Origin of the sequence: Kangiella japonica, from assembly GCF_039523535.1 — a bacterium.
GTDB lineage: Bacteria > Pseudomonadota > Gammaproteobacteria > Enterobacterales > Kangiellaceae > Kangiella > Kangiella japonica.
The window spans coordinates 109,563-135,874 of record NZ_BAAAFM010000003.1 but is presented as its reverse complement, the minus strand read 5'-3'; the positions used below and the strand labels follow the sequence as shown (position 1 = coordinate 135,874).

Sequence of the window (26,312 nt, the reverse complement as noted above, 5' to 3'; positions counted from 1 at the left end):
GGTGTATGTCTGAACAAAGTAAAAGTGTGAAACCTTATGGCCTATGGGACTCGCCTATTAGTGCCGAGCAATTGGCCAGCAAGTCGACGCGACTGGGGCAAATTCAAGCGACCAGTAATGCCCTGTATTGGCTTGAAGGGCGACCTGAGGAGCAGGGCAGAGGCGTAATCGTGCGTTACGCAGACGGTAAGCGCGAAGACATCACGCCTAAACCGTACAATGTTAGAACTCGTGTGCATGAATATGGCGGTGGTGATTTCTGGCTGAATGAGCAGTATTTGTTATTTGTGGATGATGAAGAACAGCGTTTATATCGCCAAGATTTAACGACTCTAGAGGTTGTAGCGTTAACACCAAAGCCTCCGGCTAAAAGAAGCTGGCGTTATAACGATGGTTGTATCGATCCAAACTCTGAGTTTACGGTGTGTGTGCGTGAGCGACATGAGCAAAACGAAGTCATTAATGAGTTGGTTAAGGTGCCGCTAGATGGAAGTCAAAACATCGAAATCGTCGCTGAAGGTTATGATTTTTACTCTAACCCGCGCATTAGCCCAAATGGACAGCGCTTGAGCTGGTTATGCTGGATTCACCCCAATATGCCGTGGGACGAAACCGAGGTTTGGACTGCGGATATTACCGATGGCGATATTAAAAATGCCAAAGCGGTTGTGCAGAAGTCTGAAGTGTCGGCGTATCAGCCAGATTGGACGCATAACAACGAGTTAGTGTACGCCGCAGACTACGACGGTTGGTGGCACTTGTATGCGCTTAACAGTGTTAAGCCGTTACACGAAATTCAAGACATCGAGTTCGCTTTGCCGCAGTGGGTTTTTGGCTGCCGCACATGGCAGGAGCTAGATGCGAATACCTTGATAGCCATTGGCACCAAGAAGGGCACACAGGCGCTATATATCATTAATCGACAGCACGGCACTATTGAAATGCTTTGCGACGACTGGACTGCTTTTAGCGGACAGATGGTGGTCACTTCGGCTCACGGTAAGGCTCAAAATGAAACCCACATTTACTGCCTAGCCGCTAGCCCGACTCAGCCTGAGTCAGTGGTTAAGTTGACCCTAAACAGTGAGTTCGAGGTGACCAGTAAACAGGTTCTTTCTGAGCTGGATGACAATACCAACGATAAGGACATTTCAGTAGGACAACATGTCAGCTTCCCGACGACGGGTGGTGATATTGCCCATGGTTTCTTTTACTCGCCAGCGAATAGTCAATTTACTGGCCCTGAAAATGAGCGCCCGCCATTAATCGTGATGAGTCATGGTGGCCCAACGGCCATGGCCGATAGTGGTTTAGACTCAAAAGTTCAGTTTTGGACAAGTCGTGGCTTTGCCGTCGCAGACGTGAATTATCGTGGCAGCACCGGTTACGGCCGAGCCTATCGCGACAAGCTAAAAGGACAGTGGGGGCTGGTTGATGTGGACGACTGCATTGCTATGGGCAACTATCTTGCTGCCGAAGGGCTCGTTGATGGCGAGCGTATGGCGATTAGAGGCGGCTCTGCGGGCGGTTACACCACTTTGTGTGCCCTAACCTTCCATAATGTATTTAAAGCCGGCATGAGCCGCTATGGAGTCGCAGATCTGGTGTCTTTATCACAAGATAGCCATAAATTCGAAATCCGCTACTTAGACAGCGTTGTAGGCCCTTATCCTGAACAAGCTGAAATTTACCAACAGCGCTCACCAGTTAATCATACTGAGCAGTTATCTTGCCCAATTCTAATCCTGCAAGGACTTGACGATAAGGTAGTGCCACCCAATCAAGCAGAGGCCATGGTTGAAGCTCTTAAAAGCAAAGGGTTACCGTACGAATACATTATTTTTGAAGGTGAAGGGCATGGCTTTAGAAAGCCTGATACGATTATTAGAGCTTTTGAAGCGGAGCTTGAGTTTTATAAGAAGTATTTATTGAACTAGGCTAATAGCTTTGCAGGAATTTTAGAAAAAAAGACACTCGATGATGAGTGTCTTTTTTAGTTGAGTCTTAGAAAAACTTGTTTATTAATCGTCGAAGTTACTTCTGTTACTGGTATCGTTGAAGGTTTCGATATCGATTTCACCTTCAGATTTAGCGACGATTGTGGTGACAGCAGCATCACCGGTTATATTAACCGCGGTTCGCGTCATATCTAATAAACGGTCAATACCTAAAATCATACCAATCGCTTCAACTGGTAAGTTAACCTGTGTTAGAACACCCGCCAAAAGAATTAAGCCAACGCTTGGCACGCCAGCCGTTCCAATTGAGGCCAGGGTCGCGGTCAATACAACGGTTAACAACTGGGCCATGCTTAAATCTACGCCGTATGCTTGTGCGATAAATAGCGTCGCGATACCTTGCATGATCGCCGTGCCATCCATGTTGATAGTAGCGCCCAGTGGTAGCGTAAAGGAGAAGGTGTTTTTGTGGACGCCTAAGTTACTTTCAGCACAGCGCATGGTCACTGGTAATGTCGCGTTACTGCTTGAAGTACCAAAAGCTGTCACCATCGCCGGCCACATGCCTTTAAAGAAATTGATAGGATTTAAACGAGCAAATATCGCAATTAAAGCGCTGTAGGTGATCAGTGCGTGAAGTATCAAGCCTACGATGACTAATATGAAATAACTTCCCAAGCCACCCAAAAGATCGGAGAAGGGGAAAGTGGCAAAGGTTTTTGCGATTAAGAAGAAAACACCGTATGGCGCGAACTTCATGACGATGTTAACCAACGCCATCACCACTTTATTCGCATCTTCGAACCAGTTACCGATGCGCTTGCCTTGCTCCCCTGATAAGGTAATTGCTAGACCAATTAATATTGCAAAAACAATGATTTGCAGCATATTGGCTTTAACCATTGCTTCGAACGGGTTGGTCGGAACAATATTAATCAGAACATCTGTAAGAGGTGGTTTACTACTTGCATCAAACGTGGCGTCGCCTACCGGCATGCCGATTCCTGGCTGGAAAATTGAAGCTAGCGTTAGCGCTAGTGTTAACGCTATCGCAGTGGTTAGCAAATAAAGGCCAATAGATTTTAGGCTTAAGCGTCCGAGCTTTGAAGGATCTGCTAAGGAACAAACGCCACAAACTAATGAAACAAGAACTAGTGGAACCATTAGCATTTTCAAGGCATTTATGAAGAGGCTACCACCAACATTGAAAAGGCCTTCTACGAAATAAGTATAGGCCCAGCTACCTTGTTGTATCGTCTGACACTCTGCCTTTGAAAGGTCGCTAGCACATTGATAGCCACCAAACTGCAAGAAAAGGACCCCCACTACGGCACCCACAAGCATAAAAATTAGGATTTTGACGCTTAAATTCATTGTTTTAATCTATTGTTTAAGAAGTAGTGAACTCTAAGTCATTGTGCCAAAAACTGCAAATTTAAGTCAGGGTTTTAGGCTATGTCTCACTCAGTATAAAGTAATGATTGTACCTATGTATTACTCAAAGGAAGTTTTCCAATCATAATAAAATGAATGAAATTTAATCTTGACGCAATAAGATTACAGGTGTAATCTAAAACTCGAGATTACATTTGTAATCAATGATGATTTATTTAACTGATATGAGTCGAGTATGACAATCAGAGTGAGTGAAGCAGAAAAAAGTGTGATGGACGTTCTGTGGCAGGAATCTCCATTATCAAGTTTAGAAGTGGTTGAAAAGCTACAATCGCAAGATTGGAGCGAGAAAACCGTTAAAACCTTTCTTAATCGTTTGGTGAAAAAGGGCGTTGTATCCTTTCAAAAAGACGGCCGTCGTTATTTGTACTCTCCCGCCATAGAGCGTGATGAGTTCCTAGCTGATGAAAGTGAAGGGTTTTTAGAAAAAGTTTTTAAAGGCAACATGAAAGAATTGTTGGCGACATTTGTTGAAAATAAACAATTATCAACTGACGAATTAGATTATTTAAAAAGCTTGTTAAACGACTCTGATAGCGATGAGTCTACGAAAAGTTCTAAAGACGGAAGGCCAGCAAAGGAGTTGAAGGATGATTGATTTACAGTTTGATGGCTGGCTGAATACTTTCTGGAACTTTAACCTGGATCTCAGTGTTATTGTTTTAACTGTTCTGTTAGTTCGATTTTTTATCCGAAAAACCACAAAAAGTTACAATTCTTATTTGTTATGGCTAGCGATCCCAGTGGGGTTTGTTTTAGCGAAAGTCATCGCTTCACTGGATTTCTCGAGCGTGGACTCGAGTTATATCGGCGAGGCGGTGAGTGCCATGATTATCAAGCCGGTAGAAACGCTACAAAATTACTGGTGGCTCGGGGCTTTGTGGCTAACGGGCACGACTTTATTACTGCTAAGACTGATTATTCAGCATATCGAATTACGCAAAGATCTAAAGAAAATCGAGCGACCTTTGTCAGAGCTCGCTGGCGCGGAGTTGTTTGAAGCGCGTCGATACCAGGTGGTTGCTGTTGATAGCAAAGAGATGTCGCCTGCTGTCTACGGGTTTATAAAGCCCAAAATATATTTTCCAATCCACGTTGCTAAACAGCTTTCCGTGCAACAGATGCAGCTTATTATTGAGCATGAAGAGCAGCACATTAAGCAAAAACATCTGTGGTTAAATTTGTTGTGGGATATCTTAGTCTGTATTGGATGGTTTAACCCGCTTATCTACATTGCTCGAAAAAATTTCCGCCATGATCAGGAGTTGTTCTGTGATTATCTGGTGCTCAATAAAACGAGTCAATCAAGAACTAAAGACTATGGTCATGCTCTGCTTTCAACAGTTTCTGCCACTCACTCTGTAAGTCTGCTTTGCTCTTGGAAGGTTTTTAACCAACTTGAGGAACGTATTATGAATATTACTAAACCCATTAATCGCAAAGGTAAGGCTGCGTTAACATTAGGCGCGGGTCTCGTGCTCAGTTGTTGCGCGGTATATGCTGCTAACAAAGAGGTTCACGACAAAACAGTTATCAAGAATGAAGAAGTTATGCTCGAGCTGGTTGATGAGGATGGTGTAACTTATATTCAAGAAAACGATAAATACTATATTGAAAAAAATGGTGAGCGTCGTGAGATGACGGCTACCGAGCGTGCTGCTTTTGAGCGTAAGCATGAAGCAACCATGAAGGAAGTCGAGCTTTCTGAGCAAGAGTTGATCATGATAGAGAAGGAAATCGAAAGCGCTCAGAAAGAGCTTGAATTCCATACTGAAGAGATTGAGTTAGCGCACAAAGAAATGGAGCATGCGCACGAAGCGATTGCTGAAGCTGAGCGTGAAATCGAACTGGAATTTAAAGAAGGTGCGCTTAGCGAGGAGCAATTAAAGCATGCCCGTAAAAGTTTAGAGCAAGCTCGCAAGCAATTCGATGGCAACAAGATGAATATCAAAGTCGATATCGAAAAAGCTAAGGAAGGGTTAGAAAAAGCTAAAGTAGAAATTAGGAAAATGCGCTTAAATAAAAAGTATGGCACGGCGGTTAGTGACGACCGTCGAATTCTAACTATAGACGAAAATCTAGTAAAAAATAGCGAAGGACATAGCAGTCACGTTATCAAACTGGTTGATAACGGGGGAAAAGTTTACCTCAAAACGGATGGTGACTATCGAATAAAAGAGAACGGCAAAGAAAGAGAGATGTCCTCTGATGAAAAAGCTTACTTTGATGAAAAGGTAAAAGCTATTCCTCAACCACCAAAGCCACCGAAACCAGTTTTGCCTGCTAAGCCAAGCAAAAGCCCGAAAGCACCATCATTGAGCATTTTAGACCAACCTGCTGCGGTATACCCTAAAGCTGCATTAGAGCAAGGTATCGAAGGGTATGTTGACCTAACATTTGATATTAATGACCAAGGTAAGGCGACCAACATTCGTGTGGTAGAATCGAGTGATAACGGCTTATTCAATAAGGATGCAATAGAAGCGGTTAAAAAGTGGAAGTTTGATGAAAAAGACTATGGCAAAACGAACATGAAATACAAAATGAAGTTTGCCCTAGACTCAGAAGATATCTCAGGATAAAGATCGCTCCACAAAAAAGCCCGCTTTATTGCGGGCTTTCTTATACAAAGATTAAAAGTTTAATCCAGCTGGAAAGGATATACAGAACCTAGGTTTAAAATCTGAGTAAGCTCATCTAAAGCAGTGCGCGACTCAGTCAGTAAGCTTGGATCGGCCAGATCGTCTTCTTCCAGAGTGTCACGATAATGTTTATCAACCCAGGTGTTGAGCTCTGCGAATAACTCGTCAGACATTAACACGTTCTGGTTCATCGCTGAAATCTCAGTTTCATTAAGCACAACTCGTTGACGCAAGCACGCTGGACCGCCGCCGTTTTGCATTGATTGTTTAACGTCGAAGATTTTCACTTCTTTAATCGGCGTATCTTGCTCAACTAACCAATCGAGGTATTCTTTGACAGAAGGAATTGTTTCACACTCGCCTGGAGCGATAATTGCCATATCACCATTGTCTTTAGTGATCAGCTGGCTATTAAATAAGTAAGATTTAACCGCGTCTTCAATCGATACATCGCCAGCTCCAACTTCAACCACGTGGAACTCTTCGCCGTCAAAAGCTTGCTCAAGATCGGTATAAACCTGCATTTGATTCAAGAAAGCTTTTTGGTGAGCGAATAGTACGTTGCCGTTACCAACAGCGATGACGTCGTTATGAAAAACGCCTTTATCAATGACATGAGGGTTTTGCTGGGCAAAAACTGTGTTATCCATATCAAGCTGGTGCAAGCGTGAAATCGCTTGGGAAGCTTCAAAGCTTTGACGGGCAGGGTATTTGTGTGGCGCAGGTTTAGTGTTATCGAAGGCATGCTTGCCGTAGACGAAAAAGTGTAAGCCTTTCTTGCCATAACCCTTCTCGGCGTTGATGTCGACAAAACGAGTATGATTAGCCGCACCTTCGTCACCAAAATGATCGCCCATAGGCAAAGCAGGGTGGTGGACAAAGTGTTTTTCTTCTTTGAACATAGCCTGCAAAATACGACCTGTTGTGGCGTGTTCAATCGAGCGGTGGAACTTGTTGGCTAGGTTGGCAGGTGTGAAGTGAGCTTTACCGTCGCTAGTATCGCTCGATGGCGCCATAGTGCAAGCGTTTGCAGTCCACATGCTAGACGCTGAACTACAAGCCGCAAGGACTTTAGGAGCTTGCTTTGAGGCTTTGATAATAACTTGTGCATCGCTACCGGTAAAACCTAGTTTACGCAACGTATGGACGTCAGGACGCTCCATAGGCGCTAAAACGCCTTGCTTTAGCCCCATGTCATGCAAGGCTTTCATTTTAGCGAGACCTTGCTTGGCGGCTTCTTTAGGTTTTGCGACTAAGTTTGCGTTGGACGTTGAAGCAACGTTACCGTGAGACAAACCTGCATAATTATGCGTTGGCCCTACGAGGCCATCAAAGTTAAACTCAAAAGCCTTACTGCTCATTAAAGTTTTACTCCAGGTGTTAGGTTTTCAGGTAAAGAACATGCATTGTTCTCGATGGATGCAACCGGATACGCACAGTAGTCTGCTGCGTAATAAGCACTTGGCTTATGGTTGCCTGAATTACCTACCCCGCCAAACGGTGCAGTGCCGGCGGCACCTGTCGTTTGGTTATTCCAATTTACGATGCCCGCGCGAATTTTCGTATAGAATTCGTCGAATTGGGCTCTGTTATCGCTTAGTAAACCTGCTGATAAACCAAAGCGAGTATTGTTACCTTCAACAATCGCGTCTTCAAATTCATCATAACGGATCACTTGTAGCAGTGGGCCGAAGTATTCTTCGTCCTCAAGCTCAACACCTGTAACGTCTAGAATTGCAGGGTTCACAAAACCAGTGCCTTTTTCTAAGTGTTCCATTTTGACCAGTGCTTTTGCACCTTTAGCTAGAAGCTTGTCTTGGGCTGCTATTAAATCTAGCGCGGCTTTTTCTGAAACCACTGGCCCCATGAATGGTTGGTTATCGTCGTTATAATGGCTAACGCGGATATTGGCTGTCGCTTCAGTCAGCTTTTCTAGGAAGATATCGCCTTCGCTAGTTTTAGGGATAAACAAGCGACGTGCGCACGTACAACGCTGCCCCGCTGAGATAAATGCTGATTGGATGGTGTGGTAAACAGCACCGTTTACATCGTTAATCTCGCCTACGATTAATGGGTTATTACCGCCCATTTCTAGCGCTAAGACTTTACCTGGCTCGCCGCCAAGCTGTCTGTGTAATATCTTACCAACAGTCTCACTACCAGTGAACAGAATCCCGTCAACTTGTGGGTGGTTGGCTAGGGCGATGCCTGTTTCAACTTCACCTTGTACAAGGTTGATGACGCCTTCTGGTAATCCGGCAGCTTCCCACAAGCGAATGGTGAGCTCAGCTACCGCTGGAGTCAGTTCGCTTGGTTTAAAGACGATAGTATTACCTGCAATTAGCGCTGGAACGATATGGCCATTCGGCAGGTGCGCTGGGAAGTTGTATGGTCCAAATACAGCTAAAACACCGTGTGGCTTATGGCGCACAGCGGTTTGCCCTGACGCGGTTTCAGTCTCTTTGATGCCCGTACGCTCATGGTAGGCTTTAATTGAAATATCAATTTTACCCGCCATCGCGCCTGCTTCGGTTAAGGTTTCCCAAAACGGTTTACCCGTTTCTTGAGAAATCAATTCGGCAATCTTTTCTTTATTGTCTCTGACAAGCTGCTCAAACTTCTTGATGATTGCAATACGGTCATCAAGACTGTACTGGCTCCATTCCCAGCCCGCTTTTTGCGCGGCCATGATGGCGTCGTTGACCTGCTCAGCTGTCGCGCTAGTCGACTCCCAAACAGTGCTGCCATCAGCAGGGTTAATGGATTTGAATGTCTCGCCTTCACCAGCAAGCCATTGATTATTGATGAATAAGTTTTTATGCAACATATAATAAACCTGAATTTATTGAGTTTTGTTCGAGCGTAGCGACCTGCGTTTATCAAATAGCTCTACAGCTCTGACTGTGTCACCGGCGCTTAAACCAAGCGCGTCAATCGAGGACTGAGGAATCATTAATTGCTCACCCTCTAGGCGACTTTGCGCCACGATGCATCGATAGTCTTTTAATTTACGGTTGCTGATCATAATTGGCAAGGTGTTGCCACTGAGTTCACCAGCAACCAGCTCAACAATGTGACTATGAGCTACAGTTCTGATGGCATTTCTCTGAACTTCAACCGTTGGGCCACCATCAAAGATGTCTACGTAGTTTTGATGTGTAAAGCCTTCTCTCTTTAAAAGTGACAATGCTGGAGCTGTATCTGGGTGTACTCGGCCGATCACTGCACGTGCTTCTTCTGGCAACATATCGACGTAAATAGGGTATTTCGGCATTAGCTCTGAAATAAAGGTAGTACTTCCTAAGCCACGAACCGCGTCGGCTTTAGCAAAATCCATCTTAAAGAAGCGCTTACCAAGGGCTTCCCAAAACGGCGAGTAACCATGATCGTCTGAATATCCACGCATCTCAGCAATAACCTTTTCTGAGAAACGCTCAGGGTGATCTGCTAAGAATAAAAAGCGTGACTTGGAGAGTAAGTGGCCATTGTGTCCACCGCGATGCCCTTCTGCTAAAAACAGCGTGGCAATCTCGGTCGCGCCGGTGTAATCGTTACCTAAGGTAAGAATTTTGTGGTGATTATAGACACCAAGGTCGGGGCTCACGCTAACTTGCGTGCCAAGCTTGTAACTAAAGAAAGCATCGTCCAGTCCCACGGCCGAAACTAGGGCGCTCGTACCGATAACTTTTCTTTCTTCACTGTCTTCTAGCACAAAGAAATAATAATCAGAACCTGGCTGCTTTACGTCTTGCGAAAGCGCCTTCCGAGAATTGTCGATTTTTTTCGAAATCGTATCAGGGTTATTTGGTAGAGTTGTCAGCCCGGTGCCAGCGCTGGCGGCTAACTCTAAAATGTCTTCTAAATCAGTGCTTTGTGCTGGGCGAATTACCATAACAGTGCGGCCTAAATCCTTATATTAGTACTATATCATTTAGTATTTGAAAATAGAGAATGCGGATGATAGACGAAAAGCTCACCCGAGTAAAAGAGCTATTTTGAAGGAATTGGCATGATTTTTCCAGCAAAGGCTGGAATTTTGACTTTAAAAAAGGGATCATGTCCGCCTTAACTTTGATGAATATGTAAAGCTGAAATTGACAGCTTAGACAAATAAAGGGGTTTTTATGTCCGACAACTATACTAGAGCGACCTTCGATGAGGTCATGGTTCCAAACTATAATCCTTCAGAAATTCTACCTGAGCGTGGAGAAGGTTCGCGAGTATGGGATCAGAACGGCAATGAATACGTAGATTTCGCTGGCGGTATCGCGGTAAGCATCCTTGGTCATAACCACCCAGGAATGGTTAAAGCGCTTAAAGACCAAGCTGACAAAATCTGGCACTTAAGTAACGTATTCACTAACAAACCAGCGCTAAAGCTAGCCGACGAACTGACTAAAGCGACTTTCGCCGACAAAGTATTCTTCGCTAACTCTGGTGGTGAAGCGAACGAAGCAGCCTTTAAGCTTGCTCGTCGTTATGCCCACGATAACTATGGTGCAGAGAAAAGCGACATCATCTCTTTTGCTAAATCCTTCCATGGTCGTACATTATTCACGGTTTGTGTCGGTGGTCAGCCAAAATACACAGAAGGCTTCGAGCCATTACCAGGTGGTATTCTACACGCTGAATATAACAACATTGAATCGTTCAAAGCACTAATTTCTGACAAAACGTGTGCCGTAGTGATGGAGCCGATTCAAGGTGAAGGCGGTATCATTCCAGCCGACCCAGAATTCGTCAAAGAAGTTCGTGAGCTATGCGACAAGCACAATGCATTGTTAGTATTCGATGAAGTTCAAACGGGCTTTGGTCGTACGGGCGATTTGTATGCCTACATGAGCATGGGCGTTACTCCAGACATCTTAACTACAGCTAAGTCTATGGGCGGTGGTTTCCCAATCGGCGCTATGCTAACCACGACTAAAATTGCTGCGAGCTTAGTACCAGGTACTCACGGTAGCACTTACGGCGGTAACCCATTAGGTTGTGCGGTATCGCTAGCGGTACTAGAAGCGATTAACACGCCTGAAATGATGACTCAAGTTAAAGAGCAAAGCGCTAAGATTAAGAGTGGTCTTGAAGCGATTGGTGAGAAATACGGCGTATTCTCAGAAGTTCGTGGTAAAGGCATGTTGTTAGGCGCGGTACTATCTGACGAGTGGAAAGGAAAAGCACGTAAATTCCTAGAAGCTGGTTGGGCGAACGGCGTTATGTGCCTTGTAGCTGGCGCGGACGTTGTACGTTTTGCACCTGCGGCAAACATTACTGATGCTGATATCGAAGAAGGTCTAGCACGTTTTGAAAAAGGTATTGCAGAGTTGGTAGGTTAACTCTTGTAATCCAAAGTGATCTAAAAAAGGCTCCTTTGTGGAGCCTTTTTTGTAAGTGAGTTCTTTTATGGCTCGACTGAACTGTCAACTGGAAATTCCAACACTTCCCGCACTTTCGGCCAGACGTTCTCTAAAAGAATCGGTTGTGCTTTTTCATTGGGGTGAATGCCGTCATCTTGCATCAGTTCGTCTTTACCCCCGACGTTTTCTAGAAAGAAGGGCACGAGGGCAATCTGGCTAACGTCGGCTATCTGCTGATAGTTATTAAAGAATGCTTGGGCGTATTTTTGGCCATAATTGGGCGGGATCTGAATGCCCAATAATAAAACGTCAGCATTAGCTTGTTGCGATAGGGTGACTAGCTTGTTGAGGTTCTGTTTGATGGTGTTCGGCGGAAAGCCTCGAAGGCCATCGTTACCACCAAGCTCGATGATTACAACGTCAGGTTGATGAACCTCGAGTAATTTGGGCAGTCGTTGTAAGCCTTGAGTCGTCGTATCGCCGCTGATGCTACTATTAATGACTTGGTAATTGATGTTTTCTTCACTAAGCTTGGTATCTAATAAAGCTACCCATGTTCTATCAGGGCTAAAGTTATAGCCAGAACTTAGGCTGTCGCCTAAGACAAGAATCTTACCCTTCTCAGTCGTCTCCGCGTGAGCGGGAAGTGCCAACATCAAAGTCAGGGCTGAAACAACTGGAAACAAAAATTGGGCAAAAAGTTTCTGAAACATGGTAAGTTTGCTGTTAATTTTAAGACTCATTATCGAAATCATTATCTCAAGGTTTATCGAACATTATGCTACGAACAAAAGAATTAACAAAAACTGTTAACTCACAAGGTCAAGGTTTGACCATTCTATCTGACGTTAGTTTAACCGTAAATGAACAAGATACTGTCGCGATTGTTGGGGTGTCGGGTTCCGGCAAGTCAACTTTGTTGTCGTTACTAGCAGGATTGGACCTACCAACAAGTGGCGAAGTTCACTTGGCACAAGAGCCCCTGCATCAACTAGATGAAGACCAGCGGGCAGCCGTTCGTGCGCAACACGTGGGTTTTGTCTTTCAGTCATTTCATTTACTTCCAGGTTTGAGTGCTCTAGAAAATGTGATGCTGCCGATTGAGCTTAAGGAACAGAATCGTGCAAAAGAGCGCGCCACCGAGTTATTGGAGAAGGTTGGCTTAATAGAGCGCTTGCACCATTATCCAAATCAGCTTTCTGGTGGTGAACAGCAACGTGTTGCCATTGCGAGAGCTTTTGCAAGTGAGCCAAAAATTCTCTTTGCCGATGAGCCGACGGGTAACCTTGATAGTGAGAATGGCGATAAGATTAGTGATTTATTGTTTGATTTAAATAAGCAGCTAGGTACAACTCTAGTGCTCGTGACCCATGATAATCGTCTTGCTGAGCGCTGCCAAAGAATAGTGCGCCTTGAGGGCGGTAAAGTAGTGGCTGATGAAGCTTCCAATGCTGCTTTAGACAAAACTGCGGAGCTGTAATTATGTTGCGAATGGCGTTTAGAACGTTCCGCCGCGACTGGAATGCTGGCGAAGTTAAGGTTTTGTTATTCGCCTTGACTATTGCCGTGATGGCGATGGTAGCAATTGGTTCGATTACCGATCGTGTGCACCGAGCCATGGGCGAGCAAAGCAGCGAGTTTTTAGGAGCGGACTATACTTTTGAATCACCAAGACCGGTTGAATCTGAGTGGATTGAGCGAGGCTTAAGCGATGGGTTGGATATCACGCGCTCACAATCTTTCGCCACTGTGTTGTCGAGCGGCGATAACTTTCAACTCGTTAGCGTTAGGGCTTTAGGCGGTAAGTTCCCATTAAAGGGCACTATCGAAATTGCGGAAAAACCTTTTACTCAAGGTGTGGTGCAACAAGCACAACCGAAGGCTGGAACTATCTGGCTTGAACCCAGAATATTAGGTGTTTTGGGGGTAGAAGTTGGCGATAAAGTTGATTTCGGTTCGATTCAGCTAACTGTTGATGGCGTTATAGTTGCAGCGCCAGGACAAGCCAGCGAAGTGTTTAATATTGCGCCTAAAGTTTTGATCAATCAAGAAGACGTAGCGAAAGCGAATATTGTTCAAGAAGGCAGTCGCCTCAGTTATACACTCTTTATAGCTGGTGAGCCTGCTGTTCGCGAACCCTATATTCAATGGTTAAAAGAACAAAAGAACTCGACCCAAAGGATCACCGGCGGAAAAGAAGGCACGCCTGCACTAAAGGCTGCGCTTGAACGTGCGGAGACTTTCTTGCGTTTAGCGAGCTTAATTTCAGTGGTGCTAGCGGGTGTGGCGATTGCGGTGGCTGCTGGTCGTTATAGCCAACGGCACTTTGATTATTCGGCGATTTATCGCTGTTTAGGGATGCAAATTCGCCAAGTCCATAAACTTTATTTGTGGCAACTACTGATGATAGGTGTGATAGGTTCAGGGCTAGGCCTAGCATTAGGACTTGGCTTACAGTCGTTAGTTATCAATCAGTTTTCCGATGTATTGCCAAAGCCTATGGTGGGGATCAGCTTAACGCCAGTAGTAACTGGTTCCTTAAGTGGTCTGGTCGTTTTATTGGGTTTTGCCTTACCGGCGTTTTTGCAAATTGCTAAAGTGCCACCATTGAGGGTTTTGCGCAAAGAATTACTCCCTCGTGCCATGTCGAGCTGGATTATTTACTTGCTTTCTATCGGCGTGATGGCGCTTTTGATGTGGTGGCAAAGTAATTCACTACTGCTTGTCGGTATTTTGTTGGCTGTGGCGGTGGTGACGTATTTATTAATTCGTTTAATCGCTTGGTTTATATTCAAAATTGGCGTGTGGCTCGGTAAGCGAGGCTCATTAGCGGTACGCTTTGGCGTTGGCCAATTGAAACAGTATCCTGCATTTACCATCAGTCAGATCAGTGCATTTGGCTTAGCTTTTATTATCATGCTATCCACGGTACTGTTACGCAGTGAATTGCTCAGCGAATGGCAAAGTCAGCTTCCCGACAATGCTCCGAATCACTTTTTGATTAATGTCCAAGAGCAAGAAGTCGAGCCTTTAGAAAGCTTACTCAAGCAAAATAATGTCAGCACAGAAGGGATTTATCCAATGGTGCGTGGACGAGTGGTTGGCTTGAATGATATGACGCTAGAAGAGGCGCTGGATGAAAACCAGCGTCGCACTGGAGCAGTTAGGCGCGAGCTAAATTTAACCTGGACTGCGGATGTCCCAGAAGCGAATGAAGTGACCAAAGGGCGGTGGTGGTCTGAAACCAGCGCAAACGATGGTCGAACTGAGCTTTCTGTCGGTGAAGAGCTCGCTGAGCGTTTGGGTTTAGAGTTAGGCGATGTTTTAACCTTTTCTATTGGTGGTTTAGAAATCAAGGGTGAGATCACCAACCTTCGTTCAATCCAATGGGACTCGTTTCAACCAAACTTCTTTATTATTTTTGAACCCGGCACTTTAGACGACTTCCCAGCGAGCTATATCACTAGCTTTTATTTACCGCTTGAAGATAAGAAAGTTCTTAATCAGATCTTGAAAGCCATGCCGACGGTCACCATTATCGAGCTCGACGCAATCATGGCGCAGGTCCAGTCCATTCTGGATCAAGTCACCATGGCGGTAGAGTTTATTATGCTGTTCGTGCTACTCGCTGGGGTTGCTGTGTTATACGCTGTGTTACAGGTTAGTCGTGAAGAGCGCTTACTGTCGGCCACACTGCTAAAAGCATTAGGCGCGAGGAAGAAGTTTATCCGAGCGAGTATTCTGGCTGAGCTTGCGCTACTTGGACTCTTCTCTGGCTTGCTAGGCGTTATCGGTGGTGAAGTGCTCGTGAATATATTGTATTCACAAGCATTTAATATCGAACTCGTACTCCACCCTTGGTATTGGCTAGGCGTCCCATTAATCAGCGTGAGTTTTATAGGAATTGTTGGATGGCTTGGCTTAAGACACCTATTAAACCAACCTGCTCATCAGGTATTGCGAGAACTCTAAAATTTGATATTTGGCCTGCTTTAGGTGCCGTGGGCAGGCCAACAAAAAGACGCCTAAAGAAAAATAAAGGTAGACATTGACCATCTTTGGTTGTTATTAATAAAAAAGGATAGACAGGCCAGCCCATTGAAGTTGCCCTGTTTTTTTGCATATTTACTACCTGGTTATCTTGGTTATCAATAACTTTATGTTAACTGGCTTTGTATAACTTATTGATTATAAGTAGAAAATTTGATTATGGGTAAATCCTTAGTGATAGTGGAGTCGCCAGCAAAGGCGAAAACCATTAATAAATATCTTGGTAATGATTTCGTGGTTAAGTCCAGTGTTGGTCATATCCGTGATTTGCCGACTGGTGGAAAAAAGAAACCTGTCGATGCAAAAGAGCGTGCCCGAAAAGCAGCTGAGACGCGAAAACTATCGCCTGAAGAAAAGATTAAACATAAAGCTCGAAAAGAGAAAAAAGCTTTGTTTGATCGCATGGGGATTAATCCAGAAGCGGGTTGGGATGCAACCTATGAAGTGCTTCCAGGTAAAGAGAAAGTACTTAACGAATTAAAAAAGTTAGCTAAAGATGCTGACGAAATCTATCTCGCGACGGATTTGGATAGAGAAGGAGAGGCCATTGCTTGGCACCTTCGTGAATCCTTAGGTGGCGACGATAGTCGCTTCAAACGCGTTATCTTCAACGAAATTACCAAAAAAGCGATTCAAGAAGCTTTTAAAAAGCCGGGCATATTGGATATGAATTACGTTCATGCTCAGCAGGCGCGTCGATTCCTTGACCGCGTGGTTGGCTTTATGGTGTCGCCGTTGTTGTGGCGTAAAATATCTCGTGGTTTATCCGCGGGACGTGTGCAGTCAGTCGCGGTTCGCTTATTGGTCGAGCGCGAACGTGAGATTCGAGCCTTCATCCCTGAGGAATATTGGGATGTGCATGCAGATACGTTAACGCAGAGTGATAATGAGCTGCGCTTAATGGTGAGCAAGCACCAGGGTAAAACGTTTAAACCCACTAATGAAGCAGACACAAACGCAGCATTAGCAGAGCTTAAAAAGCACAAATACAGCGTATCCTCGCGAGAAGATAAGCCACAAAAAAGCAAAGCGCCAAAGCCTTTTATTACGTCTACATTGCAACAAGCAGCGAGCACGCGTTTAGGTTATGGCGTTAAGAAAACCATGATGATGGCACAGCGTTTGTACGAAGCGGGTTACATTACCTACATGCGTACCGACTCCATGAACTTAAGCGCCGATGCCGTTTCAGCTTGCCGTGATCATATTAATGACAACTATGGTGCGAAATACCTTCCTAAAGATCCGAATGTTTATTCAAGCAAGGAAGGCGCACAAGAAGCGCACGAAGCTATCCGTCCGTCAGATGTTAATGTTCGTGTGACACAACTGAAGAACATGGAAAAAGACGCTGAGCGTCTATATGAACTAATTTGGCGCCAGTTCGTTGCCTGCCAAATGATGCCAGCAGAGTTCGATGTAACGAGCCTTAAAATCACTGCAGGTGATTATGAGCTTAGAGCTCGTGGTCGTGTTATGAGGTTTGATGGTTGGACAAAAGTGCAGCCAATGCAAAGCCGTAGCAAAGAAGATCAAGAGTTACCAAACGTCACAGAAGGCGAAGAGCTTAAATTACAAAAGCTCGATCCTAAGCAACACTTCACTAAACCGCCTGCGCGTTTCTCAGAAGCTGCCTTGGTTAAAGAGTTGGAAAAACGCGGTATCGGACGACCTTCGACTTATGCGTCGATTATCTCGACGATTCAAGATCGCGGCTATGTACGCTTAGAAAACAAGCGCTTCTATGCCCAGAAGATGGGTGAGATCGTTACCGATCGTTTAGTAGAGAGCTTTGACGATTTATTGGATTACTCCTTTACTGCGACCATGGAAAAGCATCTTGATGAGATTGCCAAGGGGCGTGCTGATTGGCGAATTACCCTCGATGAGTTTTATCAAGAATTCTCTGAGCAATTAGCAAAAGCCGACCAGTCGCAAGACGAAGGTGGTATGCGTCGCAATGAAGCTGTGGAAACAGAGATACAATGTGGAAAATGTGGCGAGCATAATCTTGCTATTCGAAATGCTAGCACTGGCGTATTCTTAGGGTGTACCGGGTATTCACTGCCTCCTAAGGAGCGTTGTAAGCATACGGTCAACCTTATTCCAGGCGAAGAGTTTGTGGCTGCTGACGAGGACGAAGAGGCGCGTTACCTGCATAGTCGTAAGCGTTGTCCGAAATGCAATTCAACCATGGATGATTATTTGGTGGATGAACAAACCAAGCTATTTATTTGTGGTAACAACCCAGACTGTGACGGATACGAAGTCGAGAAAGGCGAGTATAAAATCAAAGGTTACGATGGTCCTGTCTTAGACTGTGATAAGTGCGGTAGTGAAATGCAACTTAAAACAGGGCGTTTTGGTAAGTACTTTGGCTGTACTAACGAAGATTGTAAGAATACACGCAAACTTTTGAAGAATGGCGAACCTGCGCCACCGAAGGCCGATCCCATTCCAATGCCTGATTTAAAATGTGAAAAAGTAGACGATCACTATGTCTTGCGCGATGGTGCTGCCGGAATCTTCCTAGCAGCGAGCAAGTTCCCTAAAAATCGTGAAACTCGAGCTCCTGCGGTTGATGAGGTTAAGTTAGTCGCCGATCAGCTTGATCCTAAATACAAGTTTTTAGCAAAAGCGCCAACCGAAGATCCTGATGGTAACCGCACATTCGTTAAATTCAGCCGTAAGACTAAAGAGCAGTATGTGGCTGGAGTTAAGGAAGACGGCAAAGCGAGTGGTTGGGCTGCTTTTTATAAGAATGGTAAGTGGCAGGAAAAAGAATAACTGGTTATATCTACTGCGCTCAGCCATACTTTGTTCAAATCCACTTTATAATTACTCGATTACTAGTGTAAACTCCGTATTATAAAGTGGATTTCGCCGCGTCTTGCTATCGCTCGTGACGATATAACGGCAATCCTTTCTGTAATTGACAGTCATTCCTAGGTAAAAAATGTATTCGTTACTTCGTTCTATTCTATTCCAGCTCGACGCTGAGCGCTCGCACCATTTGTCATTAAACTCTTTAAACTTAGCCAACAAGCTAAAACTAAGCGGATTGTTGGCTAAGCCGATGGTTAGCGATCCGGCTGAAGTGATGGGGATTAAGTTTCCTAACCGTGTGGGCTTAGCAGCAGGTTTAGACAAGAACGGTGAATATGTTGATGCTTTAGGTAGTCTCGGCTTTGGTTTTGTAGAAGTTGGTACAGTCACACCAAGACCTCAGCCCGGAAACCCGAAGCCACGATTGTTTCGTATCAAAGAAGCTGAGGCGATTGTCAACCGCATGGGCTTTAACAACGATGGCGTTGAACAGTTATTGGAGAACGTTAATCAGGCTGCATACAACGGTGTCTTAGGGATAAACATTGGCAAGAACTTTGATACTCCGGTCGAGAAGGCGGTTGATGATTACTTAATTGGCATGGAAAAAATTTATGCCAAAGCCGATTATATGGTGGTAAATATCTCCTCGCCAAATACACCAGGCTTACGCGACTTGCAGTTTGGTGAGACTTTAAAGGCTCTGCTTGGAAGTTTAAAAGAAAAACAGGTGCAGTTAAGCCAAGAGTATGGAGTCTACAAGCCATTAGCGATTAAGATTGCTCCTGACTTATCGAGTGATAATATACAGGAATTGGCTGAAACCTTTACCCAGTTTGAGTTGGATGGTGTTATTGCCACCAATACGACATTTGATCGGAGCCAAGTCGAAGGCATGCAAAATGCCGATGAGCAGGGCGGCTTAAGTGGTAAACCATTGACAACTCAATCGACCAAAGTGATTAAAAGCTTAGTCGAAGCCATGAATCACAAAATACCCGTTATCGGCGTCGGTGGGATTCACAACGCCGAAACCGCTGTGGAAAAAATAGAAGCCGGTGCGAGTTTAGTACAAGTATATTCTGGCTTTATTTATGAAGGCCCAAAATTAATTCATGATGCCGCTTTAGGCATTAAAAAGAGCGCTAGCTGAGAAGCTACTGTGATATAGAGAATCATTATGCAATTTTACGCAATTTGTCCGAAAGGCGTCGAGCCGTTATTAGCGACTGAGCTTGCTACTTTCGGTGCCAGCGAGATTAAAGAACATCCAACCCATGTTTCCTTTGAGGGAGACCTTGCGGTCGCCTACAAGGCATGTCTACGCTCGCGTTTAGCCAACCGAGTCTACCTCTGCTTGTTAGAGGACAACTTCGAGTTGGTTGATGAGATGTATGAAAAGATTAATCGCATCGAGTGGAGCTGGCACTTTGATCTCAATCAAACTTTTGTCGTAAGTTGCGTTGCACGTAAGAATAAACATATCCGTCACTCGGGGTTCGGTGGTCAAAAGACCAAAGACGCCATTGTAGATTATTACAATGAACGCTACGAAAAGCGTCCGTCGATTGATAAAGAAAATCCAGATTATCGTGTTCATGTGGTGGTTAATGGCAGCCAGCTTAAGGTCGGTATCGACCTTTGTGGGCATGGTTTAAACCAGCGTGGTTACAGAGAAGAGGGTGGTCGCGCACCGATTAAAGAAAATTTAGCCGCAGCACTACTCATTCGTGCCGGTTGGCCTGAGTTATCGCAGCAGGGTTACGACTTTCACGACCCGATGTGTGGTAGTGGCACCTTGCTGATTGAAGCAGCTATGATGGCGGCAAACATTGCCCCAGGATTGCTTAATCACGATTTCGCGTTTTTAGGCTGGAAGCAGCACGATGAAGCCTTATGGCAAGACATATTAAGTGAAGCTAAGGCAGAGGCTGAACAAGGGCGTCAAAAGCTCACAAATCGCTTTTATGGCAGTGATAGCTACCGTCGAAGCTTACCCTTAGCGGAAGAAAATTGCCGTGCGAGTGGCTTAGCTGAATTTATTGAGATTGAAGAGCAGGATATTCGCCAGCCTAAAGCTGAGAATATCAGTGAAAAAGGATTGCTACTTTCAAATCCCCCTTATGCAGAGCGATTGGGTGAGGAGGAAGAAGTTACTCAACTTTATCGTGACTTTGGCGACTACATGAAGAAGCGCTGTGACGGTTGGCATGCGGCATTTATTACGACTGAAGACCAGTTTGCGAAAGCTGTAGGCGTCCGTTCCCACAAGCAATATAAATTTAAGAACGGTGCTTTAGACTGTAAGTTGTATTTATTCGAGATTACCAAAGAGAATTACTATACACCGTTCGACCCGACCAAAGTTAACCCTAACTGGGAAAAGGGTTTGTCGGAAGGCGCTGAGATGTTAAAGAACCGCATGCGAAAGAACCTGCAGCGTTTAAAATCTTATTTAAAGCAGAACGATGTAACTTGCTACCGTCTATACGACGCCGACTTACCAGAATACTCCGCAGCTATCGATGTGTATGGTGATGATGTCCATATCCAAGAGTATATGCCACCGAAAGAAGTGCCAGAGAAAACCAGTCGTAAGCGTCTGCAAGAAATTGTGCGTGTGACGTCAGGTCTAATGGAGATTCCGGAAGCTGATATTCATTTGAAGCAGCGTTTAAGGCAGAAAGGAAAGCAACAATACACCAAGCAGCAGACTGCTGACGATGATTATAAAGTGGTTGAAGAGAATGGTTTTAAATTCCAAGTGAACTTGAAACAGTATCTCGATACCGGACTATTCTTAGATCACCGCAAGACTCGTAAAATGATATTCAACGAAGCGGAAGGTAAAAGGTTCCTTAACCTATTTGCTTACACGGGCTCTGTTAGTGTCTACGCGGCAATGGGTGGCGCTAAAACAACGACTGTAGACATGTCGAACACCTATATCAACTGGGCTAAGAAAAACTTTAGTCTAAACGGGATTTCTCCTTATGGTCACTCTTTCGTTCAATCAGATTGTATGCAGTGGTTAGAGGAAAATAAAGGTGGTAAACAGTACGATTTGATCTTCTTGGACCCGCCGACGTTTTCTAATTCTAAACGTATGGAAGACACTTTTGATGTTCAAAGAGACCAAAAAACGTTAATTAACTTAACCATGAGCCTTTTAAGACAGGGTGGGAAGCTCTATTTCTCGAATAACTTTAAGAGGTTTGTGTTGGAAGAATCGCTTAAAGAAAAGTTTGTTATCCATGAGATTACTGGTAAAACATTGCCACCAGACTTTAAGATGAGTAAAAACCATCATCGATGTTGGTTGATACAGCACAAGGTATAAAACAAAGCCCAGCTAAAACTGGGCTTTTGACGTTTATGTAAAACCTAAAATTGAATTACTTTTTTTTAGGAGTTACACGCTTCTTCGCTGGAGCTTTCTTTTTTGTAGCTACTTTTTTCTTAGCAGGCGCCTTTTTCTTAGCTGGGGCTTTCTTTTTGGCTGGTGCTTTTTTCTTAGCAGGAGCCTTCTTTTTAGCCAGAGCTTTTTTAGTCGCTACTTTTTTCTTAGCAGGAGCTTTTTTCTTGGCTGCTGCATTCGCTTTTTTCTTTTTCTCTGCAGCTTTCTTTTTAGCGGCAGCTTTTTTAGCAGCAGCTTTTTCACGTGCGATACGCTTCTTCTCTGCTTCTTTCGCTTTCTTCTCTTCTTTAGCGTTCCAATCTTTTTCGAATTTAGCAATGGCTTTTTCTAAAGCTGCTTGCTTTCTAGCTGCTGCTTTACCATCTGAAAGAGCCTGTTTAGCTTTTTCTTGTGCTTTGCTGGCTTGGTTAACCAAAGTTTTGGCTTTACGTGCTGCGTCTTTCGCTTTCTTTGCAGCAGCTTTGTTTGTTTTGTTCGCTTTGTCCTTTGCTTTTTTGGCAGCGGCCTTAGCTTTTTCGTTTGCTTTTTTAGCAGCTTCACGAGCTTTTTTTGCTGCAGTGTTTGCTTTGTTAGCAGCAGCTTCAAGTTGCTTCAGAGTTGGAGCCTTTGACGACTTCGATTTCGTAGCAGAAGACTTGCTTGGTTTTCTAGCCATGGTTGTTTCCCCTATTTGGTCGTGTGATGTTTTTGATTAAATTTCAATCAAATTATACGGAAAGAATTTTATAATGTTAAACACTTATTATGATAAAGTGAGCTTATTGATGTCTTTTTCTGTGTTTTTTCTATAAAAGTATGACAAATAAGCAAGAAATAATTTTATACACAACATTTGGTTGTCATTTGTGCGAACAAGTTGAAGCGATGATTTTTACTTTAAACCAACAAAAAAATTTAATGGAAACTCATCAAGTATTTGCTTTTGATATTATTGATGATGAAAAAAAATTAGAAGAATATCGAACATCAATTCCGGTGTTAGAAAATAAAACTACGAAACGAAAATTATATTGGCCCTTCACTTATGATGAATTGGATGAGTGGTTATATCACCTTTGAAAATTTTTTCTTATACTCTCTCTATAACCTAAAGTTTTTTGCTATTTCTTGTTTTGATTTTTATATTTCTGGTTTAATCGATATCGTTATTTTCTTCTAGGCTGAAAAAGTGCAGTCATGCGTTAATTCGAAAGCTTTTCTTTTCGCTTATGCCACCTCACTCCACTAGCCAGAGTCTTAGTGGCTATTTTGAGTACATCTATGCATCCTTACTATCAGCTCCATAATCCTTTGCTAGCTTTGAGCCTTGTTGCGGAGATCAGGCCTGAGTCACTGTAAGCTCTTGACAAAATACCGTTTTGAACGTATGTTTCAAACAAGTGTTTTAGTTGGTGTAGCCTTATAGATATGAGTTCACATGATACAACCCAGACCAAGATTCTAGATGCCGCAGAGTTTTTGTTCGCAGAGCGTGGCTTTGCAGAAACCAGTCTTAGAACCATTACAGGTCGAGCAAAAGTTAATCTTGCCAGTGTGAATTATCACTTTGGCTCAAAGAAATCATTAATTCAGGCGGTCTTTGATCGTTTCCTGCAAGACTTTACGCAGCAGCTAAGTGTCCGTCTTGAGCAGCTGGAGCAAGAGCCTGCAGATGAGCTTAAGGCTGAAACCTTATTAGCCGCTTTAATTGATCCGTTATTGTCACTAAATACGAAAAGGCCCAACGCTGTTTCAATATTCATGCGTTTATTAGGGCGAGCTTATGCGGAAACTCAAGGACATTTACGTCGTTACGTGACTGAACGTTATGGTCATGTTCTGGTTCGTTTCACTCTTTTATTCCAAAAGGGTTATCCCGAACTTACTAACGATCAAATCTTTTGGAGGCTCCACTACATGCTCGGTAGCTTGATTTTCACCCTTGCTGGTAGTGATGCGTTACGCCAAATTTCAGAAGCCGACTTTAATCGAAGTTTAGAAGTCAAAGATGTGATAGAAGAAATGGTACCGTTTTTAGCTGCAGGCATGAAAGCTTGAGTTTAGAAGCAACCGATTCCACCAAATAGTTTAAATTTTATAATACAGAGTACCGAGGAAAAAGAATGATAGGGTTACTAGAGTTTTTAATTATGCTAGCGGCGGTAGGCTTTTGTGCTTATCAACGCATGGCAATGAAAAACGCAATGGTTGTGAATGGCGTGGCGCTATTGGCGTTATTAATCGCATTTGATAATTCGTGGGGCTTTTATTTGTCCTTATTGACTTATTCCTTTGTGTCATTGTTCTATTACTTGCCTGACCTCCGTATCGATTGGATTTCACGCAAGCTCTATCACTTTATGCAGAATGTCTTGCCCCCTATGACTGAAACAGAAAAAACAGCATTAGAAGCTGGTGATGTTTGGTGGGAGGCTGAACTGTTCCGCGGCAAGCCAAACTGGCAAACACTTCTTGGTTATAAAAAGCCTGAGTTGACCGAAGAGGAGCAGGCTTTTGTTGATAACGAAACGGAAGAGCTTTGTTCGATGCTTGATGATTGGGACATAGTCCATAAGCGCAAAGATTTACCGCCAGAGGTATGGCAGTTCATTAAGGACAAAGGTTTCTTGGGGATGATTATCCCGAAAGAGTATGGTGGTAAAGGGTTCTCGGCTCTTGCGCACTCTACGGTGGTGACTAAAATCGCTACCCGAAGTGGTAGTGCTGCGGTCACTGTAATGGTGCCTAACTCATTAGGCCCAGGTGAGTTATTACTTCATTACGGTACTCAAGAACAAAAAGATTATTACTTGCCACGGTTAGCGACCGGTGAAGAGATTCCTTGTTTCGCGCTAACGTCGCCTGTAGCTGGCTCAGATGCTGGCGCTATCCCTGATAAAGGTATTGTTTGTAAAGGCGAATATAACGGTGAAGAAACACTTGGGATCCGTATCACTTGGAACAAGCGGTATATTACTCTAGCTCCAGTAGCGACCATTGTTGGTTTAGCTTTCAAACTGTATGACCCAGAAGGCTTGCTAGGTAACGAAGATAAAGAAGATTACGGTATTACTTGTGCCTTAATTCCAGCGGATCACCCTGGCGTTAATACTGGTCGTCGCCATTTACCAATGAACCAAGCGTTCATGAACGGCACAACTACTGGCGACGACGTGTTCATTCCAATGAGCATGTTAATTGGTGGGGAAGATTACGCAGGTCAAGGCTGGCGTATGCTGATGGAAAGTTTAGCGGCTGGTCGTTCTATTTCATTGCCGGCAATGGGGACGGCGGTTGCTAAACTGTCTTACCGCATGACGGGTGCTTATGCTCTAGTTCGTGAGCAGTTTAAATTACCAATTGGTCGCTTTGAAGGGGTTGAAGAAGCGATGGCGCAAATCGCAGGCTTAGCTTACCGTACGGAAGCGAGTCGCTTAATGACGGCTGGCGCTGTGGATTTAGGCGTTAAACCGTCGGTTGTTTCTGCCATCGCTAAATACGAGATGACGGAAATGGGGCGCGATATTATGAATCACGCGATGGATGTTCACGCAGGCCGTGGCATCATCATGGGTGAGCGTAACTATCTTGCCAATGGATTTATGAGTCAGCCTATCGGTATCACGGTGGAAGGTGCGAATATATTAACGCGTAACTTGATGATCTTTGGTCAAGGCGCTATTCGTTGTCACCCTTATGTGCTGCGTGAAATGTTAGCGGCACAGCTAGATGACGAAGAAGAGGGCGTAAAGCGTTTTGATAGCTTGTTGTTCCGTCACGTAGGCTATGGCGTTAGTAACTTCTTCCGCACTTTGGGCTTGGGTGTCACTGCAGCGCGAATCGCAGAAAGACCTGTGGCCGGTGAAACGGGGCGTTATTATCAACAGCTAACTCGAATGAGCTCTGCATTAGCGCTAACTTCTGATGTGGCCATGGGCATGCTAGGCGGTGATCTAAAACGTAAAGAGCGACTATCAGCGCGCTTGGCGGATGTCTTAAGCCACCTATACTTGTGTTCTACAGTGCTGAAGTATTACGAAGACCAAGAACGTCCGTTAGCTGATTTGCCGTATGTTCGCTGGAATATGGAGTACGGTTTACACAAAATCCAAGAAGCATTCTATGATTTCTATGAAAACTTCCCGAATAAAGCTGTCGGTAAGGTTTTGCGTTTTATTGCTTTCCCTTATGGCAAGAGCTATAACCGTCCATCGGATCGCCTAGAGCGTGAATTAGTTTTACCGATGATGAAGGATTGTGAAATCCGTGATCGGATTACTCAATATGCATATGTTGGCAATACTGATGATGATGTAACCGGTCGTGTAGAACTTGCCTTTAAGAAGGTTCTCGAGGCGGACAGCGTACGCTATAAACTGCGTAAAGCGATGAAATCTAAAGAGCTTGATAAAAACCTGACCAATATGGAGCGAATCGAACAAGCGCTAGAAAAGGGGATTATCACCGAGGATGAGAAGCAAATCTTAAGCGATGCGGAAACTGCCCGTATGGATGTTATCCAAGTTGATGACTACTCAAACGAACAGATTTCAGGTGTTGTTAAGGATTAATTTGTATAGAAATTAATCAGCAAGGCGCCACTTGGCGCCTTTTCTTTTTCGACTAATTA

18 protein-coding genes are annotated in these 26,312 nt (G+C 44.2%); 12 read left to right on the top strand and 6 right to left on the bottom strand.

The features are described from left to right. The first annotated feature begins 5 nt into the window (after positions 1–5). Positions 6–1,937 (top strand): S9 family peptidase, encoded by a 1,932-nt coding sequence (locus ABD128_RS04060; protein WP_343986928.1) that lies wholly within the window; start codon positions 6–8, stop codon positions 1,935–1,937. An 84-nt stretch (positions 1,938–2,021) separates the two neighbouring features. Here ABD128_RS04060 and ABD128_RS04055 read toward each other — a convergent pair whose 3' ends face one another. Then, the gene (locus ABD128_RS04055; RefSeq protein ID WP_343986925.1) at positions 2,022–3,332 is read right to left on the bottom strand and encodes a dicarboxylate/amino acid:cation symporter; all 1,311 of its coding nucleotides are present in this window, start codon (positions 3,330–3,332) and stop codon (positions 2,022–2,024) included. 256 nt (positions 3,333–3,588) lie between these two features. Here ABD128_RS04055 and ABD128_RS04050 point away from each other — a divergent pair, with 256 nt between their 5' ends. Both ABD128_RS04050 and ABD128_RS04045 read left to right on the top strand, forming a co-directional pair. After that, entirely contained in the window at positions 3,589–4,011 is a 423-nt protein-coding gene (locus ABD128_RS04050) for a BlaI/MecI/CopY family transcriptional regulator (RefSeq protein ID WP_343986922.1), read from the top strand. Next, a complete protein-coding gene (locus tag ABD128_RS04045; protein WP_343986919.1) occupies positions 4,004–5,995 on the top strand; it encodes a TonB family protein in 1,992 nt (663 codons plus the stop codon). The genes ABD128_RS04050 and ABD128_RS04045 overlap by 8 nt, the downstream gene beginning before the upstream one ends. A 59-nt stretch (positions 5,996–6,054) precedes the next feature. Here the strand turns inward: ABD128_RS04045 and astB are convergent, their stop codons facing one another. From astB to astA, 3 genes are read right to left on the bottom strand one after another with little or no spacing between them, the layout of a single operon-like run. Continuing rightward, entirely contained in the window at positions 6,055–7,416 is a 1,362-nt protein-coding gene (gene astB, locus ABD128_RS04040) for an N-succinylarginine dihydrolase (protein ID WP_343986916.1), read from the bottom strand. Then, on the bottom strand, positions 7,416–8,882 hold the full coding sequence (gene astD, locus ABD128_RS04035) for a succinylglutamate-semialdehyde dehydrogenase (protein ID WP_343986913.1): 1,467 nt from the start codon (positions 8,880–8,882) through the stop codon (positions 7,416–7,418). Before astD ends, astB begins: the two co-directional genes overlap by 1 nt. Before the next feature lie 15 nt (positions 8,883–8,897). Further along, complete coding sequence (gene astA / locus ABD128_RS04030; protein ID WP_343986911.1) at positions 8,898–9,947, bottom strand: arginine N-succinyltransferase; 1,050 nt, start codon at positions 9,945–9,947, stop codon at positions 8,898–8,900. Between the two features lie 232 nt (positions 9,948–10,179). Between astA and ABD128_RS04025 the strand changes: the two genes are divergently transcribed. Continuing rightward, the gene (locus tag ABD128_RS04025) at positions 10,180–11,388 is read left to right on the top strand and encodes an aspartate aminotransferase family protein (protein WP_343986909.1); all 1,209 of its coding nucleotides are present in this window, start codon (positions 10,180–10,182) and stop codon (positions 11,386–11,388) included. Between the two features lie 65 nt (positions 11,389–11,453). On the opposite strand, the gene ABD128_RS04020 is transcribed toward ABD128_RS04025, so the two are convergent. Next, positions 11,454–12,122 (bottom strand): arylesterase, encoded by a 669-nt coding sequence (locus ABD128_RS04020; protein WP_343986907.1) that lies wholly within the window; start codon positions 12,120–12,122, stop codon positions 11,454–11,456. A 65-nt stretch (positions 12,123–12,187) separates the two neighbouring features. On the opposite strand from ABD128_RS04020, the gene ABD128_RS04015 reads away from it, so the two are divergent. The 5 genes from ABD128_RS04015 (at position 12,188) to rlmKL (ending at position 21,625) form a co-directional block, all read left to right on the top strand. Then, complete coding sequence (locus ABD128_RS04015) at positions 12,188–12,889, top strand: ABC transporter ATP-binding protein (protein ID WP_343986905.1); 702 nt, start codon at positions 12,188–12,190, stop codon at positions 12,887–12,889. A gap of 2 nt (positions 12,890–12,891) precedes the next feature. After that, entirely contained in the window at positions 12,892–15,381 is a 2,490-nt protein-coding gene (locus ABD128_RS04010; RefSeq protein ID WP_343986902.1) for an ABC transporter permease, read from the top strand. A gap of 237 nt (positions 15,382–15,618) precedes the next feature. Then, on the top strand, positions 15,619–18,246 hold the full coding sequence (gene topA, locus ABD128_RS04005) for a type I DNA topoisomerase (RefSeq protein ID WP_343986900.1): 2,628 nt from the start codon (positions 15,619–15,621) through the stop codon (positions 18,244–18,246). Between the two features lie 169 nt (positions 18,247–18,415). Then, positions 18,416–19,438, top strand: a complete 1,023-nt coding sequence (locus ABD128_RS04000) for a quinone-dependent dihydroorotate dehydrogenase (protein WP_343986898.1) — start codon at positions 18,416–18,418, stop codon at positions 19,436–19,438. A gap of 27 nt (positions 19,439–19,465) precedes the next feature. Continuing rightward, positions 19,466–21,625 (top strand): bifunctional 23S rRNA (guanine(2069)-N(7))-methyltransferase RlmK/23S rRNA (guanine(2445)-N(2))-methyltransferase RlmL, encoded by a 2,160-nt coding sequence (gene rlmKL, locus ABD128_RS03995; protein ID WP_343986895.1) that lies wholly within the window; start codon positions 19,466–19,468, stop codon positions 21,623–21,625. Positions 21,626–21,680: 55 nt separating this feature from the next. On the opposite strand, the gene ABD128_RS03990 is transcribed toward rlmKL, so the two are convergent. Beyond that, the gene (locus ABD128_RS03990) at positions 21,681–22,358 is read right to left on the bottom strand and encodes a hypothetical protein (RefSeq protein WP_343986892.1); all 678 of its coding nucleotides are present in this window, start codon (positions 22,356–22,358) and stop codon (positions 21,681–21,683) included. Positions 22,359–22,498: 140 nt separating this feature from the next. Here ABD128_RS03990 and ABD128_RS03985 point away from each other — a divergent pair, with 140 nt between their 5' ends. The 3 genes from ABD128_RS03985 (at position 22,499) to ABD128_RS03975 (ending at position 26,253) form a co-directional block, all read left to right on the top strand. Continuing rightward, positions 22,499–22,762: a glutaredoxin family protein gene (locus ABD128_RS03985; RefSeq protein WP_343986889.1), complete on the top strand. Its 264-nt coding sequence runs from the start codon at positions 22,499–22,501 to the stop codon at positions 22,760–22,762. A gap of 348 nt (positions 22,763–23,110) precedes the next feature. Then, positions 23,111–23,740, top strand: coding sequence for a TetR/AcrR family transcriptional regulator (locus ABD128_RS03980; protein WP_343986887.1), 630 nt, complete (start codon positions 23,111–23,113; stop codon positions 23,738–23,740). Positions 23,741–23,805: 65 nt separating this feature from the next. After that, on the top strand, positions 23,806–26,253 hold the full coding sequence (locus tag ABD128_RS03975) for an acyl-CoA dehydrogenase (protein ID WP_343986884.1): 2,448 nt from the start codon (positions 23,806–23,808) through the stop codon (positions 26,251–26,253). Positions 26,254–26,312 lie beyond the last annotated feature (59 nt).

Bases quoted from the DNA above. Each gene is read 5' to 3' on its own strand.
- ABD128_RS04025 (WP_343986909.1), top strand. From the start codon at position 10,180: ATGTCCGACAACTATACTAGAGCGACCTTCGATGAGGTCATGGTTCCA.
- rlmKL (WP_343986895.1), top strand. From the start codon at position 19,466: ATGCAATTTTACGCAATTTGTCCGAAAGGCGTCGAGCCGTTATTAGCG.
- ABD128_RS04010 (WP_343986902.1), top strand. From the start codon at position 12,892: ATGTTGCGAATGGCGTTTAGAACGTTCCGCCGCGACTGGAATGCTGGC.
- ABD128_RS03990 (WP_343986892.1), bottom strand. From the start codon at position 22,358: ATGGCTAGAAAACCAAGCAAGTCTTCTGCTACGAAATCGAAGTCGTCA.
- ABD128_RS04000 (WP_343986898.1), top strand. From the start codon at position 18,416: ATGTATTCGTTACTTCGTTCTATTCTATTCCAGCTCGACGCTGAGCGC.
- astD (WP_343986913.1), bottom strand. From the start codon at position 8,882: ATGTTGCATAAAAACTTATTCATCAATAATCAATGGCTTGCTGGTGAA.
- astA (WP_343986911.1), bottom strand. From the start codon at position 9,947: ATGGTAATTCGCCCAGCACAAAGCACTGATTTAGAAGACATTTTAGAG.
- ABD128_RS04015 (WP_343986905.1), top strand. From the start codon at position 12,188: ATGCTACGAACAAAAGAATTAACAAAAACTGTTAACTCACAAGGTCAA.
- ABD128_RS03985 (WP_343986889.1), top strand. From the start codon at position 22,499: ATGACAAATAAGCAAGAAATAATTTTATACACAACATTTGGTTGTCAT.
- ABD128_RS04045 (WP_343986919.1), top strand. From the start codon at position 4,004: ATGATTGATTTACAGTTTGATGGCTGGCTGAATACTTTCTGGAACTTT.
- ABD128_RS04055 (WP_343986925.1), bottom strand. From the start codon at position 3,332: ATGAATTTAAGCGTCAAAATCCTAATTTTTATGCTTGTGGGTGCCGTA.
- ABD128_RS03975 (WP_343986884.1), top strand. From the start codon at position 23,806: ATGATAGGGTTACTAGAGTTTTTAATTATGCTAGCGGCGGTAGGCTTT.
- astB (WP_343986916.1), bottom strand. From the start codon at position 7,416: ATGAGCAGTAAGGCTTTTGAGTTTAACTTTGATGGCCTCGTAGGGCCA.
- ABD128_RS04050 (WP_343986922.1), top strand. From the start codon at position 3,589: ATGACAATCAGAGTGAGTGAAGCAGAAAAAAGTGTGATGGACGTTCTG.
- topA (WP_343986900.1), top strand. From the start codon at position 15,619: ATGGGTAAATCCTTAGTGATAGTGGAGTCGCCAGCAAAGGCGAAAACC.
- ABD128_RS04020 (WP_343986907.1), bottom strand. From the start codon at position 12,122: ATGTTTCAGAAACTTTTTGCCCAATTTTTGTTTCCAGTTGTTTCAGCC.
- ABD128_RS03980 (WP_343986887.1), top strand. From the start codon at position 23,111: ATGAGTTCACATGATACAACCCAGACCAAGATTCTAGATGCCGCAGAG.
- ABD128_RS04060 (WP_343986928.1), top strand. From the start codon at position 6: ATGTCTGAACAAAGTAAAAGTGTGAAACCTTATGGCCTATGGGACTCG.